Origin of the sequence: Halobellus captivus (assembly GCF_007655485.1) — an archaeon.
Classification (GTDB): Archaea; Halobacteriota; Halobacteria; order Halobacteriales; family Haloferacaceae; genus Haloquadratum; species Haloquadratum captivum.
Genome location: NZ_VJXQ01000001.1, coordinates 1056234 through 1073676, shown reverse-complemented (window position 1 = coordinate 1073676; position 17443 = coordinate 1056234). Strand labels below are relative to the sequence as shown.

Sequence of the window (17443 nt, the reverse complement as noted above, 5' to 3'; positions counted from 1 at the left end):
GACCGGATGACCGACCTGCAGTACCACGTCGACGGCGAACTGGTTCCCGCCGACTCGGCGACCGTGAGCGTTCGGGACCGCGGGTTTATGTACGGCGACGCGGTCTTCGAGACGCTTCGCGCCTACGGCGGCGACGTGTTCTGCTGGGAGGGCCACGCCGAACGTCTGGCCGGGTCTGCAGAGGCGATCTCACTCGAACACGGGCTCTCGGACGCTGATCTGAAGCGACGCGTCGACGAGACGCTGGCCGCCAACGGCCTCGACGACGCGTACGTGAAGCTCTCGATCACGCGCGGCGTCCAGCCCGGGAAGCTGACGCCGGAGCAGGAGGTCGATCCGACGGTCGTCGTGCAGGTGAAACCGCTCCCGCGCGGCGGCGTCGAGGGAGCGCCGATCTGGGACGGTCCGGCGACACTGCAAACGGTGCGAACGCGGCGGATCCCCGACGAGGCGCTCCCCGCTCGCGCGAAGACGCACAACTACCTGAACGGGATTCTCGCGCGGCTCGAACTCCGCGTTTCCGACGCCGACGAGGCGGTGATGCTCGACGGTGACGGCAATCTCACGGAAGGGGCGACGAGCAACCTCTTTTTCGTCGACGGCGGGGCGCTCTGCACTCCGAGCCTCGACGGCCCCGTCCTGCCGGGAATCACTCGCGCGGAAGTCCTCGATATCGCCCGCTCGGAAGGGGTTTCAATCCGGGAAGGCGCGTTCACGCCCGAGGACCTCCGCGGGGCCGCGGAGGCGTTCGTGACGAACACGACGTGGGAGGTGCGGCCCGTCGAGACGGTCGACGGTATCGACGTCGGCGGCGGTCCGCTGACGACGCTCGTCCAGCGACTGTACGACGAGCGCGTGGAGGCGCACTACGCCGCTGACGGGGACACAGATGCGCCCTGAAACCGTCACGCTTGAACGGGCCGACCGCGAACGCGGGCTATGAACGAGGAGCGTCGCATCGTCGCGGCAGACGAGGTCACCGCAGAGGAGACGGTCGTGTTCACCGCGAAGTCCGGATTCGAGACGACCGAGGGGCTGCTCACGCGTCTCGACGACGGCAGTGTCGCTGCGTTCACGAACTACTGTCCGCACTGGCGGGACGTCAGACTCGATAAGGGATCGAGCGCGCTCGTCAGAAACGGTGAGATCGTCTGCCAGAAACACGGCGCGACCTTCGAGAGGGAAAGCGGCGTCTGCGACTTCGGACCGTGCGAGGGGGCCGTCCTCGACACCTTCGCGGTGACCGTCGAAAACGGCGCGGTGTATCTCACCGACGACGAGTGGGATTCGGCAGCGGAGGGGCTCTCCGAGGAGCGAGACCTCTCCTCGGGCGGTCGCATCGATTTTTGAGCGCGGTTCGGAACTGTTGCTACCGGTTTCTCATCGTTGCTCGCTGCGCTCCTCGGCACATTTGTTGTCACCTATCTCGAAAATTCGGTCCTCAACGGTCAAACGAGCCGTTTTGAAGGTGAATATTTGAGAAGTAGCGGAGGTAGAGTTGAACGACGGTCTCTCTGCTCACTCCGTTCACGACGCTCCCTCATTCAAATCTCCCCGTCGCTATGCTACCGAACCCACGGCTCGCTCGGCGACACGACGCCTCGTGATGTGAGTTCAGTAAGAACATAGCGGGAGGTAGATTTGAACTACCGATCTCCGGGTTATGAGCCCGGCGGAATCTCCTGGCTATCCCATCCCGCTACCAAAACGAAGCCTGGGGTGACGGTTAAGGATTGTGTTTCGCCCGCAGTGTGGCAATTTCCCACTCGGTCAGGATCGGGTGACGCGCCAGGTGAGCAGGCTCTCTGCGACGTAGTTCAGGAACATCGACGCGCCGATCGCGATCGGGATCGGAATCAACTGCCAGAGGTCGAAGCCGAACAGGTGGACTGAAACGTCGAGTTGGCGGAGTCCGCGGACGATCAGAAACTGGACCGCGAGCCCGCCGCTGCGGACGAGGTTCGAACGCAGAAACCGCTTCAGCGTCGGAATACGCCCCGGTTTGCCCAGCTCCGAAAACGTCCAGCGCTCGTTGATCGCGAACATCACCACGATCGCGACCTCCGCGCCGACGAGCTTCGCGTACTCGCCGAGGACGCCGAAGCCGACGATGAGCGCCGTCGTGGTGGTCATATCGAAGACGGCACCGATCGCGCCGACGGAGGCGAACTTCCCGAACCGGACGCCCGAGGCCAGCGCGTTGACCGTTTCGCGGACCATTCAGTCGGCCTCGACGGCGTCCGACGTCTCCATCGCCGCGAGCCGATCGACGAGCGACGGTTCGTTCCCGCTGCGAGCGTCGAGCAGTTCGTGGACGCGGTCCTCGCGGATCAGTCGCGCTCGGTGACGCGAAGTCAGCAGCGCGCGCGCGAGCCGAAGGGTCGTTCCCACGGTCGAAACGGTCGATCCGGGGCGATCCTCCCAGCGGACTGGTATCTCCGCGATCCGGCAGTCGAGCGCGCCAGCGACGGCGACGAGTTCGATGTCCCAGGCGAATCCCGGTTCGTAGAGGTGCGTCCGGATGCCGCGCCACGCCTCGACCGTGAGCGCCTTCGCGCCGCACTGGTAGTCGTAGAGCTGTTCATCGAGGAAGCGCCGGGCCAGCCACGCGAACCCGTCGCCGAGTCGGCGGCGCGCGAAGGTCTGGTGCGACGCCACGTCTGCGTTTGGGTGTCGACGCGAACCCGTCGCGAGGTCCGCATCGCCCGAAACAACGGCGTCGACGACGGACGCGAACGACGCCGCGGGCGTGCTGCCGTCGGCGTCGGCGAAGGCCAGAACCGCCACGTCGTCGGCGAGCGCCTCGAACCCGGCGGTGATCGCCGTCCCCTTCCCGCGCCGCGCAGCGGCGGTGGCGATCTCGACGCAGTCGGGTAGCTCACCGAGTCGCTCGCGGAGCTCCGACTGCGGGGCGTCGAGTTCGACGCGGATCACCGCCGGGTCGAGCCGTTCTGCGAGCGCGTGGAGGTAGCCGCCGAGACGTTCGGGATCGGGCCGGTAGGCGGGGACGACGATCCCGACGGGACGATTCATCACCACTGGATACCCGCTTCTGCGTGAAAAACGAACCGCTACCGATCGGTATCGCGCCGCGGGCGGGCGTCCGAACGGCCGTTCGGCGCATCACAAAAGGTATGTCTCGGGCTCTCGGTCGGTCAACACGAAGAATGGAGTACGCCCTCGCCGCCCGCTGGCTGGTCCTCTATTTCGCCCTCTTCGCACTGGGAATGCCGCTGGTCGCCCGGTTGCTTCCGCGGAGCACCGGCCGGGGTGCGGGCCTCGCCATCCCTGCATCGCTCGTCGTCCTCAGTCTCCCCGCCTACTGGATCGGCCAGGTGACCTGGGGGCCGATCGCGCTCTTCGGGGGGGTTCTGACGCTCCTGTCCGCCAGCGTGCTCGCCGGGCTGGATTTCGACGCGCTCCGGGAGGGTAAGGTACATCTCGCGGTCGATATGGACGTCGACGCCGCGACCGACGCGGCCGCGGTCTTTCTGCTCTCGTTCGCGCTCCTCGTCGCGATCCGCGCGGTCGATCCGGCCGTCCATCCCGGCGGGGGGGAGAAGTTCCTCGACTTCGGCCTACTGAAGACGCTCGCCAGATCGCCGGTCCTGCCGCCGGAGGACTTCTGGTTCGCGAACGAACCGGTGAAGTACTACTACGGCGGCCACCTGACGGCGACGCTGCTCGGTTGGCTGACGGCGACGCCGCCGAAATTCGCGTACAACCTCGCGCTCGCGGGGTTCTACGCCTCGCTCGTCACCGCGGCGTTCGAGCTGGCGGGCGCGATCGATGCGGATCGGGTTCGATCCGCCGGTGGACGACCTTCCGATCTGGAAGAAGGACGCCTCGGTGACTTTCGAGGACGATTCGCCGATCCGAAGCTCCGACGGCGCGTCGCGGGCGCGCTCGCGGTTTTCTTCGTCGGCTTGGCGAGCAATCTCGTCACCGCCGGTCGGCTCCTGGTGGGTCGGCTTCCGGAACCGCTTCGCCGGAGGACCGCGGAGTTCGTCGCGGGGCGGACGGACTACACCGTCGAGGGACTCCTCGGCGGAACCGCGTCGTTCAGCTACTGGGACGCTTCCCGGGTGATTTCGGGGACGATCAACGAGTTCCCGCTCTTCGCGTGGCTCAACGGTGACCTCCACGCGCACATGATGGGCACGCCGACGCTTCTGTTGGCGGCGGCGGTCGGGTACGCGTACTACCGAACGCCGGAGTCCGAGCTCCGACGGCGACGCGCCCTCCTCTTCGCGGCGATTCCGGTTCTCGGCGCGTGGCAGGCCGTCCAGAGCACGTGGAGCTTTCCGAGCGTGCTCGCGCTCGGCTGGTTGGCCGCGCTGTTCGCGCGCGCCGACGCGTGGTCGCTGCTGCCGCGGTCGTCTCTGTCGCGCTCGTGGCTGCCGAATTCGGCCGGTAGTCGACGGCGACTCGGAACCCTCGGAGCGCGAAGCGAGATCGACCGCCTCGCCGCCTCGCTCGTCGTCGCGGGCGTCGCGGCCGCCGTCGCCGCCGTCCTCGCCTCGCCGTTCCTCCTCGGCGCGGCCGCGGGCGGGGGCGAGCGCTCGCTCGACCTCCTCGGGCCGGAGATGCGTAGCGGGCTCGGCGCGCTGCTTTTCGTCCACGGCGCGTTCGTCGTCGGTCTCGGCGGGTACCTTCTCACGAGGCTCCGTATCGATCGACCGTGGGTCCTCCTCGCTGGCGTCGTCGTCGCCGCGGTCGTGGGGGTACAGATCGGCTTCGCCGCGCTCGCGGTGTCGGTGCCGCTTCTCGTCCTCGCGTGGGTCGGGCTCCGAACCGCGGAGTCGGTCGGCTACGAGGCCGTCCTCGTCGTCGCCGGAGCCGGATTGGTCACAATCGTCGAACTGGTGTACGTCAACGAGCAGGCCGGACCGGGCCGGATGAACACCGTGTTCAAGACGTACTCGCAGGTGTGGGTGTTCTGGGGCACGGCGATGGGCGCGGCGCTGTCGGGGTTGGTTCTCGATACGGCGTCCCGCGTCGCCGTCCGGAGGGGCTCCGATTCTGATACTGCTCAGGAAGGTCGCTCGACTACCGACACGCTCCGCGTCATCGCCGTCGTCGCGCTCGCGCTCGCGCTCGTCGCGTCGACGAGCGTTTACGGCGTGCTCGCGCTCGGTGCCCACTTCGAGCAGCGCCCCGCTGGCGGCCCGACACTGGACGCGACGCAGTTCGTCGGGACCGACCACCCCGAGCAGGCGGCGGCCATCGTGTGGATCGACGATAGGGCCGGTCAGCCGACGATGCTCGAAGCGCCGGGGACGCTCGGGTACGCCGCTGGCGACGAGCGGCCGCGGGCGATGTACAGTTGGCACGCCAATCCCGCGTCGAGCCTCACGGGCGTGCCGACCGTCGCCGGGTGGCAACACGAGATCGGCTACCGCGGCGAGACGGCGTACGCGGAGCGCGTTCGCGACGTCGACGCGATGTACGCGGGATCGGAGTCGGAACGGGCGGCGCTGCTCGCCGAGTACGAGGTGCGATACGTCTGGGTCGGGCCGAACGAGCGCGCCCGCTACGGCTCGGTGTCGTTCGGATCCGAGGCGATCTCGGTCGCTCACCGGTCCGGCGACGTGACGATCTACGAGGTCGATCTCGACGCGCTCGACGCCGACTAAAATCAGTTCGTACGATCGGGACGCTACGCGCCGCGCTCTTCGACGACGGTCACGGCCTCGGCGTCGACGGCGACGACGTCGAGGAAGTGGGGGACGAACTCTCGTTTCTCGAACGTCTCGCGTTCGTCCTCGGTGCCGACGGTGCACCACAGCTGCGGTCGATCGGCACCGTGGTAGTCGCTCTGGCGGTCGATGCCGAAGCAGATCACTTCTTCGCCGTCGACTTCGATGGTCGCGCCGCGTCCGATGCCGGGATCCCCGCGGATGATGACCTTCTTCATACGAGCCCGTTTGCTCAGTCGGGGCTTAATCGCTTCGGAGACGGCTCGACGGGTGCGCGTCTCGAATTCGAGCGCGGTGGGCACCCGACGTGTGTGACACGAACCCGCACCACAGGCCCGAGGCCGGGGGAACGCGGTCGGCGGCGTCGATCCGAACCAAACGGGTTTTAACTGGCGATGTCGAAACAGGCACAAGGTCGATATCTATGGAAATGCCACGCCGATTCAACACGTACTGCCCGAACTGCGACGGGCATCACGAGCACGAGGTCGAGAAGGTCCGGTCGGGCCGCTCGACGGGAATGAAGTGGAACGCCCGACAGACCCGCCGCAACAAGGCGGTCATCGGGAACGCCGGGAAGTTCTCGAAGGTGCCCGGTGGCGACAAGCCCACGAAGAAGACGCACCTGAAGTACATCTGCTCGGACTGCGGTAAGGCGCATATGCGAGAAGGATGGCGCGCGGGCCGCCTCACGTTCCAGGAGTAACGATGGCAGGAAACTTCTACCGCGTTCAGTGTCCGGACTGCGACAACGAACAGGTCGTCTTCGGGAAGGCCTCGACGACAGTCAACTGCGCCGTGTGCGGCACCACGCTCGCGACGCCGACCGGCGGCGACGCCGAGATTCACGGCGAGGTCGTCGAAACGGTCGAGCGACGCTCGGCCGAGGCGTAAGTCTCCGTTTGGAGGGTTCAATATATGAAGTACAGCGGTTGGCCTGAATCAGGTGAGCTCGTCGTCGGCGAGGTCGACGAGATCACGGACTTCGGGGTCTTCGTCGACCTCGACGAGTACCAAGACAAACGCGGCCTCTGTCACATCAGCGAGGTCGCCAGCGGCTGGATCAAGAACGTCCGCGACCACGTCCGCGTGGGGCAGACCGTCGTGGCGAAGGTGCTCGACGTCGACGAGGGGTCCCAGCAGATCGATCTCTCGATCAAAGACGTCAACGAGCACCAGCGCAAGGACAAGATCCAGGAGTGGAAGAACGAGCAGAAGGCCGACAACTGGATGGAAGTCGCCTTCGGCGAGGACCTCGCGGACGAGCGATACCGCGAGATCGCCAACGCGCTCCTCGCGGAGTTCGAGTCGCTCTACGACAGTTTCGAGGCCGCGGCAATCCACGGCGCGGATGCGCTCGAAGACGTCGACCTCGACGAGGAAGAGATCGAGGCTATCGTCCAGACCGCGCGGGAAAACGTCTCGGTTCCGTACGTGAACGTCACGGGCTACGTCGACCTCCGCTGTCCGACCGGCGACGGCGTCGACCGGATCAAGGAGGCGCTGCAGGCGGCCGAGGGTGACGAGAACGACATCCCCGAAGAGATCGATCTGGAGGTCACCTACGTCGGCTCACCGGAGTACCGGATCAAGGTCCGCGCGCCCGACTACAAGACTGCGGAGGATGCCCTCGAAGAGGCCGCAGGTCGCGCGAGTGATTCCATCTCGGCGGTTGGCGGCAGCGCTGAGTACCACCGCGAGCGTCACGAAGACGACGAATAACTCTCCGATTCGACTACGAGCATTCTACGCATCCGAAACATTCGCAACATCCGCAACATCCGCAATCGACCGTGAAATCCGATATCCGAGTCTGTGCGCGTTGGCGCGACGTCCACGACCGACCGGTGTACACGCTCTCGTCGACCTGCCCGGAGTGCGGCGGCGACACCGAAAACTCCACGCCCGCACCCTTCGACCCCGAGGACGCCTACGGCGAGTACCGACGCGCTCTTAAACGCCGCGGCCGCGAGTGAGGGTATGGACCATATCGAGATCGAGACGCTCGCAGAGCCGACGCTCCGCGATCCGGTGCTCATCGAGGGGCTCCCCGGCGTCGGTCACGTCGGGAAGTTGGCCGCCGAGCACCTCCTCGAGGAATTCGACTCCGAGCTGGTCGCGCGCGTGTACGCCGACGAGTTCCCCCCGCAGGTCGCCATCGACGACGACGGCGTCGCCTCCCTGGCGAGCGCGGAGTTCCACGCCGTCGATGCTGGCGAGCGCGACCTCCTCGTGCTGACCGGCGATCACCAGGCGCAGTCGCACTCGGGGCACTACCACATCACGGACGCCTTTCTCGACCTCGCCGAATCGTTCGACATCGACGCGGCCTACGCGCTCGGCGGCGTCCCCACGGGCGAACTCGTCGACGAACCCGACGTGCTCGGCGCGGTCGCCGACGCGGGGGGGATCGACGCGCTCGAAGACGCGGGCGTGGAGTTCCGCGAGGGCGAACCCGCGGGCGGCATCGTCGGCGTCAGCGGGCTCCTCCTGGGCCTCGGCGGTCGTCGCGGCCTCTCCGCCGCCTGTCTGATGGGCGAGACGAGCGGCTATCTCGTCGATCCCACGAGCGCGCAGGCAGTCCTGGAAGTCCTCGAAACCGTCGTCGGATTCGAGGTCGACTACGACTCTCTCGAGGAGCGCGCCGAGGAGATGAAGGAGGTCGCAGAGAAGATCCAGGAGATGCAGAACCAACAGCAGGGGATGCCGACCGACGACGACCTGCGGTATATCGGCTGACGATTTCGATATTTCGGCTGAGGATCCCCGGTACTTCGGCTAACTTCGCTGTTTCTCCTTCTTCAGGCCTCGACAATGTCGTCGGCTTCGATCGGTGGGACGACGAGATTCCCGTCGAGCGACGTCACCGCGCGCCCGCCCACGCGCACCTCCTCTGCGACTCGGACGCGAACCTCGCCCGGCCGGTCGAGAAAGTGCCCCTGCTCGAAGCGCATCTCCTCGGGGAACTCGTCGAACGCGCCGACCTCGCGCAGGTACGCCCCGCACGCGCCGCTCGCGGTGCCCGTCACGGGGTCCTCGTCGATGCCGACCGGCGAGGCGAACGCGCGGGCGTGCAGCGTCGAGTCGGTACCGAGCGCGTCGAAGGTGAACGCGTAGATCCCGGCGACCTCGTACTCGGCGGCCAGCGCTTCGACCGCCGAGGAGTCCGGATCGGCCGAACCGAGATTCTCCAGGAAGTTCACCGGCACGAGAAGGAACGGGAGTCCGGTCGAGGCGACCGCCGCGGGCGCGTCGGCACCGACATCTCGCAGCGCCGCGGGATCGATCCCGAGCGCGCTTCCGACCCGATCGTAGTCGACGTCGACGCGCTCGACTCGGGGGCGATCCTGCGTCATCCAGACGGTCCCGTCAGATTCGATCTCGACGTCGAGATCGCCCACGTTCGTCTCGACGGTGTGCGTTCCGGAACCGATCGCGCCACTCTCGTGGAGGTGCGCGTGCGCGGCGATCGTGGCGTGTCCACAGAGGTCGACCTCCTGTCGCGGCGTGAAGTACCGGAGCCGTCGATTGGCGGTTTCCGAGGGGAGGAGGAACGCCGTCTCGCTGACGGCGAGTTCGCGGGCGATCGCCTGCATCTGTTCGCCCGAGAGGCCGCTCGCGTCGGGAACGACGCCAGCGGCGTTGCCGGAGAGCGGTTCGGCGGCGAAGGCGTCGACGAGCAGCGCGCGGCGAGTGTCCATACGCCGGGTGAGGTGGCGGTGAGTGAAAAGTCTCCCCTCCGGCGTCGCGTGCGGTGGCACGTCACCGACCGAGAAACGGAAGACGGACAGATTAAGGGTCCAGCCGTTCCGTTCAACGAACGGTGACCGAAATCTATGGGCGACCTGCCCGATCAGTTCAACTGCACGATCACTAACTGGGAGTACATCTACGGGCTCTGCCGCGACGTCAGCGACCAGGTGAAAGCCGCCGACTTCGAGCCGGACGTCGTCGTCGCCTTGGCCCGCGGCGGCTGGTTCGCCGGGCGGTGCATCTGTGACTTCCTTGGGCTCGACGATCTGACGAGCCTGAAGATGGAACACTACGTCGGAACCGCGCAGAAGGCCGGAGAGCCTGAAGTCCGCTATCCGATGCCGGAGGGCAGTGTCGAGGGCAAAGACGTCCTCATCATCGACGATATCGCCGACACCGGCGGGTCGATCGAACGCGCCTACGAGTACGTGACCGACCGCGAGGCGGGCGAGGTGCAGACCGCGACGCTGCAACTCCTGCAGACCAGCGAGTTCGAGCCCGACTTCGTCGGCGAACGGTTAGAAGAGTGGACGTGGATCGTCTACCCGTGGAACTTCATCGAGGATATGATCGATCTCGTCTCCGGCGTGATGGACAAGGCCGACGAGGAGACCTTCGAGGTCGATGACATCCGTCACTACCTCTCGGAGTTCCACTCCGTCGACCGGATCGAGATGGAGATCGCTCAACCGGACCGGATGGCCGAGGTGATGGGTGAGATGGAGCGACGCGGGTACGTCGAATCCGCCGACGGCGAAGCGTGGCGACTGCTCGAAAACGACGGCATCGGGGCGTAGCGCGGATCGATCCGCTTCGATTCCGCCCGGCGACCGAAGCGTTTGAGTAGCGACTTCGACTCTCCTCCCCTGTGGTGTCTCTGGTCTCCGTCTTCGCAACCGCGATCCTCCCGATCGTCGCCGTCGGCGGCGTCGGCTACCTGCTCGGGCACTTCCGCGACATCCAGACGGACGCGCTCAACACGCTCGTCGTCTACGTGCTCGCGCCAGCGCTGGTGTTTCACAGCCTCACGACCACGACGCTCGCGCGGTCGACGCTCCTCAAAATCACGATCGCGATCCTGCTCTTTCACGTCATCACGGTCCTCGTCGCCGAGGCCGCGGGTCGGCTCTTCGGCGTCTCGAAGACGGCGCTCGCGGCGATCGTGCTCGTCTCGGCGTTTCCTAACACCGGAAACTACGGCGTGCCGGTCTCGGACTTCGCGTTCGGTGCGACCGGACGGGCGACCGCCGTCGTCTACCTCTCCGTGCAGGCCGTCCTCATCTGGACTGTCGGCGTCTACATTGCCTCCCGCGGCAGCGCGGAGAACCGCCTCGACAGCGTGCGCCGGGTATTCTCCGTTCCGCTGGTGTACGCGGTCGTCGTCGCGCTCGCCGCTCGCGCGTTCGACCTCGTTCCGCCCGCGGAGTCGACGGCGATGACGACGGTCCAGCTCGTCGGCGACTCGGCGATCCCGGTAATGCTGCTGCTCCTCGGGATCCAACTTGCGCGGACGAACGTCGGCTCGACGCTCTCGGCAGTCGCGGGCGTGGTCGGCCTGAAGATGATCGTCGTGCCGTTCCTCGGTATCGGCGTCGCGCTCGCGGTCGGCTTCTCAGACCCCGCGGTCGCGCGAACGTTCGTCCTCGAGGGCGCGATGCCCTCGGCGGTGACACCGCTCATCCTCGTCGGCGAGTTCTCGGAAGGGGAGGTCGCGGGCGTTCCCGTCACGGAGTTCGTTTCGACTGCAATCTTCGCGACGACGATGGTCTCGGTACTCACGCTCACTGTCCTCATCGCGATCCTGCAGAGCGGCGTCGTGCTCTGACGGACGGATGGCCGGCGATCCACGGAACGAACGCACGAGGGGCAATCCACGAGGTTTTAGCGCCCGCGCGAGAACGACCGGGTATGACGATCGGATTCATCGGTGGGAGCGGGATCTACGACGCGCTTCCGCTCGAAGACACGCGCACCGTCGACGTGGACACGCCGTACGGGAAGCCCTCCGCGCCGCTGACGGTCGGCGAGTTCGGCGACACCGGCCGCGAGGTCGTCTTCGTGCCGCGGCACGGCCCCGACCACCAGCGCTCGCCGACCACGCTGCCGTACCGCGCGAACGTCTTCGCGCTCAAGCGGATGGGCGTCACGCACGTCCTGGCCTCGAATGCCGTTGGGAGCCTACGGGAGGAGTTGGCTCCACAGACGCTCGTGATCCCCGATCAGATCTACGACCGGACGAAACACCGCGACCTGACGTTCTTCGACGAGGACGTCGTCGTCCACCAGCCCTTCGCGGATCCCTACTGCGCCGAACTCAACGAGACTCTCGCCGACGCGGCGGAATCGGCGACCGACGCCGACGTCGTCCGCGGCGGGACCTACGTCTGCATCGAGGGCCCGCAGTACTCGACGCGCGCCGAGAGCGAGTTCTACCGCGCGCAGGGGTGGGACGTCATCGGGATGACGACGATTCCGGAGGCCAAACTCGCCCGCGAGGCCGAGATGGCCTACGCGACCGTCACCGGCGTCACCGACTACGACGTCTGGAAGGAAGACAGCGAGGTGACGCTCGACGAAGTGCTCGAAAACGCCGCGGAGAACGAGACGGCGATCAAAGAGACCGTTGAGGCGGCGATCCGCGCGATTCCCGAGGGTCACGAGTGCGATTGTCACTCCTCGCTCGCCGGGACGATCAACACGCCCGACGAGGCGATTCCAGAGGGAACGAAGGCGGATCTGGAGCCGTTGATCGGCGAGTACGTGGAGTAACCTTAGAGACTTCAGTCGTCGTCAGCGGCCGGAACGACGGCCTCCTCGACGCTCTCCTCCTCGACCGCTTCCTCGACGTTCTCGTCCGCCCCGTCGTCTTCATCCGTCTCCGCCCCTTCCTCGACGTTCCCCTCTGCCTCCTCCTCCCCTTCTACGTCGGACGACTCGTCGTCGACCCCCGCGTCCGGGCTCCGGATCCAGAGGTCGCCGAACAGGTCGTCCTGTTGGAGCGTGAACTCGCCTCGATGTGCGAGAAACAGGAGCGCGAGGTACGTCGTTACCGGCGTCTCCGCGGCGTCTTTGATCTCGGCGAACAGCACCTCTTCGCGGCCGTTGTCGTAGTGGACGGAAACGGCCTCGCGCACGGACGCAATCGACGTCTCGATGTCCTCGCTGTGGGCGGTTCCGGTGACGTCCGCGGCGGTCGGCTCGTCCGCCTCTCGAAACTCGTCGGCCGAGCGGTAATCGAGCGTCTGGGTGCCGCGACTGTGCCCGCGCGGCGAGTTCGAGGTGTCGTACTCGCGGCGGCGCTTCCACCACGACTGCCGCTCGGCCTCTCTGAGTTCGCGGACGAGTTCATCGAGCGTTTCGGGCGATCCGCGGGCGTCCTTGCGTTCGAGTCGACGGTCCATCTCCGCTTCGAGCGTGTCGATCGGATCGAACCCCGGCCCGGCGGTCTCGCCGTCTGCGCCACCCTCGGCGATCGGTCCGCCGCGTTCGAGCGCGGCCTCCCACGGTTTCAGTTCCTCCTCCTCATCCTCCTCGTCGGGTGCCAAGAGCGCGTCGCTCTTCATCCGCAGGAGGACGGCGGCGTAAAAGAGCGCCCGACCCGACGTCCGGAGGTCGGTCTCATCGAGCGCGTCGAGGAAGGCGTCTGTCGCGGCGACGAGGTCGACGTCCCAGGGATCGATCTCGCCGTCTTCGGCCAACTGCACGAGCAGTTCGACCGGCTCGACCTCGTCCTCGTCGGTGCCGGAGCCGTTCACCGGTGGCGGACCGCCGGTGCCGCCCTGACCGATGAGCGACTCGCCGGTCGCGGGCGATCCGGCGGGTTCACCGCTCGGCGGCGACGATCCGGCGGAATCAGTCATCCGCGGGCACCTCCGTTAGTCATCCGCGGGAACCTCCGCTCCCTCTCCGTCGGGGTCGTCTCCGCCACCCGATCCCGACGCGCCGTCGCCCAACTGGATCCCGGTGACGGCGCTGACGTTGTCGCCCTGCATCGTCACGCCGATGGCGCGTTCGGAGCGCTCTAAGAGCGCCGAGCGGTGCGAGACGACGACGAACTGGGCGTCACCCGAGAGGTCGTCGACCATCTCGCCGACGCGCTCGGCGTTGGCGGCGTCGAGGAACGCGTCGATCTCGTCGAGCGCGTAGAACGGCGCGGGGTTGTGCCGCTGGATCGCGAAGATGAACGCGAGCGCCGTCAGCGACTTCTCCCCGCCGGACATAGCGTTCAGCCGCTGGATGGGCTTGTCGCCGGGCTGGGCCTTCATCGTCAGCCCGTCCTCGAACGGATCGTCGGGGTTTTCGAGGTGGAGTTCGCCGGTCCCGTCGGAGAGCCGCTCGAAGATCTCGGTGAAGTTCTCGTTGATCGCGTCGAAGGCGTTCATGAACGTCTCCTTCTTCTGCGCCTCGAAGCGATCGATCCGCTCCTCGATGGCGTCGCGCTCGTCGACGAGGACGTCGCGACGCTCCCGGAGGTCGTCGAGGTCCGCGCTCACCTCGTCGTACTCGTCGATCGCGAGCATATTCACGGGTTCGAGCGCCTCCATTTCGGACGAAAGGCGCTCGATCTCGGCTTCGACCTCGTCGTGGTCGGGGACGTCCTCGGGGTCGTACTCGCCGACCTCGGCCTCCAGTTCGTCGATTTCCCAGGAGAGCCGCTCGACGCTGTCGCGGAGCGAACCGAGCTTCGATTCGATCCGATCGACCGCCTCGCGCTTCTCGTCGCGCTCGCTTTTGGCCTCTCGTAGCGTTTCCTGAAGGTCGGAACGCTCGGCTTTCAGCTCCGCGAGTTCCTCTTCGAGCGCCTCGACGGCCTCGTGTTTCGCTTCGAGCGTCTCCTCTTTCTCTTCGATCTCGGATCGCTTCTCGCGGATCGCATCGCGCGCGTCTGCCTTCTTCTCCTGTGCGGTCTCGATCGTCTCCTCTAAGTCGTCGACCGATTCCTCGGCGTACTGCCGCTGGAGTTGGAGTTCGTTCAGCCGACCGTCGAGGTCGTCCATCCGGCCTTCTTTCTCCTCGATGTCGGCGCGGATTTCGTCGGCCTTCGCCGTCAGCTCGGGGATCTTCGAGTCCGCGAGCTCCCCTTCGAGCTCGTCGATCTCCGTTCGGACGTCGGAAATATCGGCGTCGACCGCGTCGATCTCCTCGTCGATCTCCCGCATCTCCCCGTCGACTTCCGCGCGCTTCTCGCGGAGCCGTTCGATCTCGCTCTCGAGGGCGTCGATTTCGCCTTCGGCCTCTGCGACGGCTTCCTCGGCGTCTTCGACGTCGGATTCGAGCGAGCGGACCCGGTCGCGGGCGTCGGAGGCGCGGCTTCGGGCGTCCTCGATGTCCTCTTCCTTCTCGCGGATCTCGGCCTGAAGGGTCCGGCGGCGATCTTCGAGCTCGGAAATCTCTTCGGCGAGCCGTTCGAGCCGTCCGCCGCCGGACTTCGAGAAGGAGTAGCGCGAGCCGCCGCCGGATCCGCCCGTCATCGCGCCCGAGCGCTCGATCAAATCGCCGTCGAGCGTCACCATCCGGTAGTCGCCCATCAGATCGCGAGCCGTTTGCATATCCTCGACGACGAGCGTCGAACCCAACACGTACGAGAAGACGGAGTCGTACTGCGCGTCGTAGTCAACGAGATTGCGCGCGAAGTCGACGACGCCGGGGTGGTCCGGGAGCCGCGGGAGCCCGCGGTCCTCCATCTTCGTGATCGGGAGGAACGTCGCCCGCCCGGCGTTTCGGGACTTGAGGTGGTCGATACAGTCGGAGCCGACGCTGTCGTCGTCGACGATGACGTGCGCGAGTCGGCCGCCAGCGGCCGTTTCACAGGCGCTCGCGTACTCGCCGTCGACGGAGCCCAGTTCGCCGACGGTCCCGTGGACGCCCGACAGACCGGCGTTCTTGATCGTCGTGACCGCTCGCGGCCAGGAGTTGTCGCCGTCGTCGCCCGCGCGGGCTTCGAGCGTGGCGTACTCCGATTGCTTCGATTGGATCTCCTCGACGACCGCGTCGAGGTCCGCTTTCAACTCGCTCCGCTCCTCGCGGAGATCCTCGACGACTGACTCGATCTTCGATTCGTTCTTCTCGGCTTTGTCGAGTTCGGAGTGGAGGTCTGACACCTCGGCCTTCAGATCGGGAATCGTCGCGCGGAGCTCTTCGATCGATTCCTCGGCGTCCGAGATTTCGCTCGCCCGCCGCCGCGTTTCGTCGAGGAGGCGGTCCTTCTCGCGCTGGTGCTCGTTCTTCTCGGACTTCAGCGCTTCGAGCCGCGCTTTCTTCTCGTTCAGTTCGGCTTTCAGCTCGTCGTATTCGGTGTCGACGTCGTCGATCTCGGCCTGTACCTGCGCTACGTCCGTCTGCAACGAGCCGATATCCGATTTCACGGACGCCTTCTCGACCTTGACAGATCGGATCTCTTCGTCGAGTTCGTCGATCTCCTCCTGCTTTCGGTCGAGTTGGACGAACGCGTTCCGCCGCTCGCTCTCGGCGTCGTCGATCCGCTCCTCGGCGGCTTCGATCGCGTTCTCGACGCGGTCGATCTCGCCTTTGACCGCCTCGATCTCCGATTTGATCCGGAGCTGTTCGTCCTCGCCCTTTCGCTCGATCTCTTTCGTTAGCTCCCCGAGCTCGTCTTCGAGTCGACTGACGCGACCCTGGCGGCGGTCGAGTTCCGCTCTGTGCTCGGCGAGCTTCGACTCCCGCTTCTCGACCCGCGCTCTCGTCGATTCGAGGTCGTCTCGTTTGTCCTCGAGTTCCGCTGCCTTCTGGTAGCTCTCGTACTCCTCGCGCTCCTCGCGGAGCGACTGGTACTCGAGGGCGGTCTCGCGCTCGTCCTCGAGCTGGGTGAGTCGATCGGCCTTCTCCTCGATCCGGAGGTCGGCCTCCTCGATCCGGGCTTCGACTGCGTCGAGTTCCTCGAAGGCGTCCTCCTTCTTCGCGTCGAACTCGGCGACGCCCGCGATCTCGTCGATGATTCCCCGCCGCTGATAGGCGGTCATATTGATGATCTCGGTGACGTCGCCCTGCATCACGACGTTGTAGCCCTCGGGGGTGATTCCCGCCTGCCCCAGGAGGTCCTGGATATCCGAGAGGTTGCAGGCGCGCCCGTTGAGGTAGTAATACGAATAGTAGTTGTCCTCGGTCTCCTTCACGCGCCGCTTGACGCGAACCTCGGAGACGTCGCCGACGTCGTCGCTCCCGGCGGCGTTGACGACCTGCGAGCGATCGAGCGTCCCGTCGCCGTTGTCGAGAACGACCGTGACGGTCGCCTCCCTCGGGCCGCTGGTCCCGCCGTCTTCGTCGCTTCCGTCGGCGTGGCCCGGGTTGTAAATCAGGTCCGTTAGTTTCTCCGCGCGGATGCCGCGCGTTCGCGCCAAGCCGAGCGCGAACAGCACGCCGTCGATGATGTTCGACTTACCGGAGCCGTTCGGTCCGGTGACGACCGTGAAGTCCTCGTAGAACGGAATCTCCGTGGTCCGCCCGAAGCTTTTGAATCCGTCAAGGACGAGCTCTTTGATGTGCATAGGTTGCTCGTGGCGGGCGGAGCGCCCGATTACGCGACGATGATATCGTCGCCTTCGGTCGCCGCCTCGTCGTCTCCCTCACTCTCGTCCGCCTTAGTCTCGTCGCCCTGCGAGTCGGGTTCGCTGTTCGAGCCGCCCACCAGCCCCTCGTCGGCGTCGGCGTCGATGAAGTCGGCGTCGTCGGACTGCTGTGCGGAGGTCTCCCGGCGCGATTCCGCCTGTGCGGGCGGCTCCTCGTGGGTGCTGGCGGCCTGCTCGCGCTCCCCGACGGACTCCGCCTCGTCGGCCTGTCCGTCGGCTTCCTCGGCTTCTGGCGTCCCGTAACCGACCGGTCGGCTTCCCGCGGCGAGGTCGACTTCGACCTCCTCTTCCAGAAGCCGAACGCGCTCTTTCGTCTCGACGAGCTCTTCAGTCAGCCCGTTGACAGCGGCCTGTAGCTCCGCGACCTTCGATTCCAGCTCCTCCACACGGTTGCTCATAGCGTAG

At 66.4% G+C, this 17443-nt stretch carries 18 protein-coding genes and 1 tRNA gene; 11 read left to right on the top strand and 8 right to left on the bottom strand.

Annotated elements, in window-relative coordinates:
- Positions 1–6: 6 nt before the first annotated feature.
- Together FJT57_RS05275 and FJT57_RS05270 are read left to right on the top strand one after the other, a co-directional pair.
- Positions 7–900, top strand: coding sequence for an aminotransferase class IV (locus tag FJT57_RS05275; protein WP_144902405.1), 894 nt, complete (start codon positions 7–9; stop codon positions 898–900).
- 39 nt (positions 901–939) lie between these two features.
- Positions 940–1350, top strand: a complete 411-nt coding sequence (locus FJT57_RS05270; protein ID WP_144902401.1) for a Rieske (2Fe-2S) protein — start codon at positions 940–942, stop codon at positions 1348–1350.
- Positions 1351–1626: 276 nt separating this feature from the next.
- Here the strand turns inward: FJT57_RS05270 and FJT57_RS05265 are convergent.
- The 3 genes from FJT57_RS05265 to FJT57_RS05255 form a co-directional block, all read right to left on the bottom strand.
- Positions 1627–1701, bottom strand: a tRNA-Met gene (locus FJT57_RS05265).
- Positions 1702–1770: 69 nt separating this feature from the next.
- A complete protein-coding gene (locus FJT57_RS05260) occupies positions 1771–2220 on the bottom strand; it encodes a GtrA family protein (protein WP_144902398.1) in 450 nt (149 codons plus the stop codon).
- Positions 2221–3033, bottom strand: a complete 813-nt coding sequence (locus FJT57_RS05255; protein ID WP_144902395.1) for a glycosyltransferase — start codon at positions 3031–3033, stop codon at positions 2221–2223.
- Between the two features lie 134 nt (positions 3034–3167).
- On the opposite strand from FJT57_RS05255, the gene FJT57_RS05250 reads away from it, so the two are divergent.
- On the top strand, positions 3168–5636 hold the full coding sequence (locus tag FJT57_RS05250) for a DUF2298 domain-containing protein (protein ID WP_144902392.1): 2469 nt from the start codon (positions 3168–3170) through the stop codon (positions 5634–5636).
- 23 nt (positions 5637–5659) lie between these two features.
- Here FJT57_RS05250 and FJT57_RS05245 read toward each other — a convergent pair whose 3' ends face one another.
- Positions 5660–5917, bottom strand: coding sequence for an HAH_0734 family protein (locus tag FJT57_RS05245; protein WP_144902389.1), 258 nt, complete (start codon positions 5915–5917; stop codon positions 5660–5662).
- A 206-nt stretch (positions 5918–6123) separates the two neighbouring features.
- On the opposite strand from FJT57_RS05245, the gene FJT57_RS05240 reads away from it, so the two are divergent.
- The 5 genes from FJT57_RS05240 to FJT57_RS05220 all read left to right on the top strand — a co-directional run bounded on the left by FJT57_RS05240 (position 6124) and on the right by FJT57_RS05220 (position 8438).
- Positions 6124–6405 carry a 50S ribosomal protein L44e gene (locus FJT57_RS05240; RefSeq protein WP_144902386.1) on the top strand — a complete coding sequence of 94 codons (282 nt, stop codon included), beginning with the start codon at positions 6124–6126 and terminating at the stop codon, positions 6403–6405.
- Between the two features lie 2 nt (positions 6406–6407).
- Complete coding sequence (locus tag FJT57_RS05235) at positions 6408–6593, top strand: 30S ribosomal protein S27e (protein ID WP_144902383.1); 186 nt, start codon at positions 6408–6410, stop codon at positions 6591–6593.
- Positions 6594–6617: 24 nt separating this feature from the next.
- Positions 6618–7421, top strand: a complete 804-nt coding sequence (locus FJT57_RS05230) for a translation initiation factor IF-2 subunit alpha (RefSeq protein ID WP_144902380.1) — start codon at positions 6618–6620, stop codon at positions 7419–7421.
- A gap of 71 nt (positions 7422–7492) precedes the next feature.
- A complete protein-coding gene (locus FJT57_RS05225; protein ID WP_144902377.1) occupies positions 7493–7675 on the top strand; it encodes an RNA-protein complex protein Nop10 in 183 nt (60 codons plus the stop codon).
- A 4-nt stretch (positions 7676–7679) separates the two neighbouring features.
- The gene (locus FJT57_RS05220) at positions 7680–8438 is read left to right on the top strand and encodes a proteasome assembly chaperone family protein (RefSeq protein WP_144902374.1); all 759 of its coding nucleotides are present in this window, start codon (positions 7680–7682) and stop codon (positions 8436–8438) included.
- Positions 8439–8500: 62 nt separating this feature from the next.
- Here the strand turns inward: FJT57_RS05220 and FJT57_RS05215 are convergent, their stop codons facing one another.
- Positions 8501–9400, bottom strand: a complete 900-nt coding sequence (locus tag FJT57_RS05215) for a PhzF family phenazine biosynthesis protein (protein ID WP_144902371.1) — start codon at positions 9398–9400, stop codon at positions 8501–8503.
- 135 nt (positions 9401–9535) lie between these two features.
- Between FJT57_RS05215 and FJT57_RS05210 the strand changes: the two genes are divergently transcribed.
- The 3 genes from FJT57_RS05210 to mtnP all read left to right on the top strand — a co-directional run bounded on the left by FJT57_RS05210 (position 9536) and on the right by mtnP (position 12221).
- Positions 9536–10249, top strand: coding sequence for a phosphoribosyltransferase (locus FJT57_RS05210; protein WP_144902368.1), 714 nt, complete (start codon positions 9536–9538; stop codon positions 10247–10249).
- A gap of 71 nt (positions 10250–10320) precedes the next feature.
- The gene (locus tag FJT57_RS05205; RefSeq protein ID WP_144902365.1) at positions 10321–11277 is read left to right on the top strand and encodes an AEC family transporter; all 957 of its coding nucleotides are present in this window, start codon (positions 10321–10323) and stop codon (positions 11275–11277) included.
- Between the two features lie 83 nt (positions 11278–11360).
- Entirely contained in the window at positions 11361–12221 is an 861-nt protein-coding gene (gene mtnP / locus FJT57_RS05200) for an S-methyl-5'-thioadenosine phosphorylase (RefSeq protein WP_144902362.1), read from the top strand.
- An 11-nt stretch (positions 12222–12232) separates the two neighbouring features.
- On the opposite strand, the gene FJT57_RS05195 is transcribed toward mtnP, so the two are convergent.
- Genes FJT57_RS05195 through FJT57_RS05185 form a run of 3 tightly spaced genes read right to left on the bottom strand, consistent with a single transcriptional unit; the run spans position 12233 to position 17436 of the window.
- Positions 12233–13312 carry a segregation and condensation protein A gene (locus FJT57_RS05195; RefSeq protein WP_144902359.1) on the bottom strand — a complete coding sequence of 360 codons (1080 nt, stop codon included), beginning with the start codon at positions 13310–13312 and terminating at the stop codon, positions 12233–12235.
- A gap of 15 nt (positions 13313–13327) precedes the next feature.
- Complete coding sequence (gene smc / locus FJT57_RS05190) at positions 13328–16957, bottom strand: chromosome segregation protein SMC (protein ID WP_144902356.1); 3630 nt, start codon at positions 16955–16957, stop codon at positions 13328–13330.
- Positions 16958–16986: 29 nt separating this feature from the next.
- Positions 16987–17436, bottom strand: a complete 450-nt coding sequence (locus FJT57_RS05185; protein ID WP_144902353.1) for a DUF7518 family protein — start codon at positions 17434–17436, stop codon at positions 16987–16989.
- Positions 17437–17443 lie beyond the last annotated feature (7 nt).